Here is a 2,529-nt window from a genome sequence, read left to right on the forward strand (position 1 = left end):
CAGCTTTGCCTGGCTGGAGAAGAATCGGCGGCTGTGGAAGAACTGCGAGCGCTGGCTCAACACCAGCCTGCAGTTCGTCCACTTGGCATTCTTGGGCCTTCTGCTCAGGAGACTTTGAACACGTTCTTAGGCGGTGGTCACCACCTCGCCGCGCAGGGTGTAGGTCATGGCCTCGGTGATGCGCACGTCGATCAACTGGCCGATCAGGCGCGGGTTGCCGGGGAAGTTCACCACGCGGTTGCACTCGGTGCGGCCCATCAGCTCGCCGTTGTCGCGCTTGGAGTAGCCCTCCACCAGCAGGCGCTGGGTGGTGCCCACGCGCTCCAGGCTGATGTCTTTGATGTTTTGGTTGATCACCGCTTGCAGCTCGTGCAGGCGGCGCAGCTTGACTTCGTGCGGGGTGTCGTCGTGCAGGTTGGCCGCCGGGGTGCCGGGGCGCGGGCTGAAGATGAAGCTGAAGCTGTTGTCAAAGCGCACGTCATGGATCAGCTTCATCATTTTCTGGAAGTCTTCTTCGGTCTCGCCGGGAAAGCCGACGATGAAATCTGAGCTCATGGCCATGTCGGGGCGAATGGCGCGCAGCTTGCGCACCGTGCTCTTGTATTCCATAGCGGTGTAGCCGCGCTTCATGGCCATCAGAATTTTGTCGCTGCCATGCTGCACGGGCAGGTGCAGGTGGCTGACCAGTTGGGGGATGGTGGCGTAGGCCTCGATCAGGCGTGGCGTGAACTCATTGGGGTGGCTGGTGGTAAAGCGCAGGCGCTCGATGCCGGGAATCTCGGCCACGTATTCCAGCAGCAGGGCAAAGTCGGCCACCTCGGCGCTATCGCCCATGGGGCCACGGTAGGCGTTTACGTTCTGGCCCAGCAGGGTGATTTCTTTCACGCCCTGGTCGGCCAGGCCGGCAATTTCCACCAGCACATCATCGAGCGGGCGGCTCACTTCCTCGCCGCGCGTGTAGGGCACCACGCAGTAGCTACAGTATTTGGAGCAGCCTTCCATGATGGAGACAAAGGCGCTGGCCCCTTCCACCCGCGCCGGGGGCAGGTGGTCGAATTTTTCAATTTCAGGAAAGCTGATGTCCACCTGCGGCTTGCGGGCGCTTTTGCGGGCATTGAGCAGCTCGGGCAGGCGGTGCAGGGTTTGCGGGCCGAACACCACATCGACGAAGGGCGCGCGCTTGATGATCTCTTCCCCCTCTTGGCTGGCCACGCAGCCGCCCACGCCAATGAGCACGCCTTTTTCTTTGAGGTGGCGCACACGGCCCAGGTCGGAAAAGACTTTTTCTTGCGCTTTTTCGCGCACCGAGCAGGTGTTGAACAGGATCAGGTCGGCTTGCTCGGGGTCGTCGGTGGGTTCGTAGCCTTGGGCCGCGCCCAGCACGTCGGCCATCTTGTCCGAGTCGTACTCGTTCATTTGGCAGCCAAAGGTTTTGATAAAGACTTTTTTAGACATAAATTTTAGATAAAAAGTGGCCTTAACGCTTATTGGGTAAGCGCTGGCAGCTATTAAAAATTACAGCAATTGGATTGTTTCGCCCACAGCGGGCGCACGCCAGAGCAGGCCAAGGTGGTGGTGACAGCGGGCATGGTGTGTATCCAGGGGCTGAAAACGAGGGGGTCAGAGAGAGAAGGCCGCGATTTTAGGCGCTGGCCTGGGGCTGGCTGGGCTGTGCGGGTATGCCCCCAGGGGCAAACAAGGTGGCGCTGGGGCCACGGCACAGGCCCCACAGGCGCAGCTGGGTCAGCTCGGCCATGCGCACCCCCATGGCCGTGGGGGCGGACAAGGTGGCCAGCGCGGCAATGCCCACGCGGGCGCATTTGCGCACCAGCTCGTGGCTGCCTCGGCTGGACAGCAGCACAAAACCCGGGGCGGCCTGCGGCTCGCGTGGGTTCAGCTGGCCTGTTTGGGCCAGGTGGCCAATGAGTTTGTCCAGGGCGTTGTGGCGGCCCACGTCTTCCATCACGTGCAGCACCTGCCCGCTGGCATCGGCCCAGGCGGCAGCGTGCACGGATTGGCTGGCGTGGTGCAAGGGCTGCTGGTGGTACAGGGCCTGCATGGCGGCCAGCACCGTGGGCGCATCCACCTGGGCCAGCCAAGGGGCGGCGGGCACCGGGGGGCAATCGAGGTCCAGGCCGACAAAGCTTTCCACCCCGCAGACACCGCAGCCGGTGCGCCCGCTCATGCTGCGGCGCTTGCTCTGCAGCCGCGCCATGCAGCGGGCGGCAATCTGCAGATCGACCTGCACCGCGTCTATCCCCTCGGGCAGGCCGACGCATTGGGCGCTCAGGGGTTCGATCTGCAGGTCGTAGCAATCGCTGGCCTGGTCAATGATGCCTTCGGTGAGTAAAAAACCCAGCGCCAGCGCGCTCAGGTCGGCGGGGGTGGCCATCAGCACCGCATGGGCAATGCCGTTGATGACCAGGGCCACGGGCACTTCGGTGGCCAGCACCAGGGTGTGCGGGGCCGCTCCTTGGCTGGCGTGGAACCGGGTGGTGGCCGCCGTGGTGGTACTGGGCAGCGGTGGCA

The 2,529-nt window shown here is 63.5% G+C and carries 2 protein-coding genes and 1 pseudogene; 1 reads left to right on the plus strand and 2 read right to left on the minus strand.

The genetic code is table 11. The features are described 5' to 3' along the window. Nucleotides 1-118: pseudogene (locus tag J1777_RS14155) on the plus strand (IS5/IS1182 family transposase); the annotation flags it as partial. Between the two features lie 8 nt (nucleotides 119-126). Here the strand turns inward: J1777_RS14155 and miaB are convergent. Both miaB and fdhD read right to left on the minus strand, forming a co-directional pair. Continuing rightward, nucleotides 127-1,455: a tRNA (N6-isopentenyl adenosine(37)-C2)-methylthiotransferase MiaB gene (miaB, locus tag J1777_RS14160; protein ID WP_207576313.1), complete on the minus strand. Its 1,329-nt coding sequence runs from the start codon at nucleotides 1,453-1,455 to the stop codon at nucleotides 127-129. Nucleotides 1,456-1,642: 187 nt separating this feature from the next. Next, nucleotides 1,643-2,529: formate dehydrogenase accessory sulfurtransferase FdhD (fdhD, locus tag J1777_RS14165; protein ID WP_207576314.1), on the minus strand; the 887-nt coding region annotated here is incomplete at its 5' end.

Source organism: Comamonas denitrificans, from assembly GCF_017368815.1.
Taxonomy (GTDB): domain Bacteria; phylum Pseudomonadota; class Gammaproteobacteria; order Burkholderiales; family Burkholderiaceae_C; genus Comamonas; species Comamonas denitrificans.

What these genes read in the sequence shown, in the direction of transcription:
- miaB (WP_207576313.1), bottom strand. Translation starts at nt 1,455, where the DNA reads ATGTCTAAAAAAGTCTTTATCAAAACCTTTGGCTGCCAAATGAACGAG.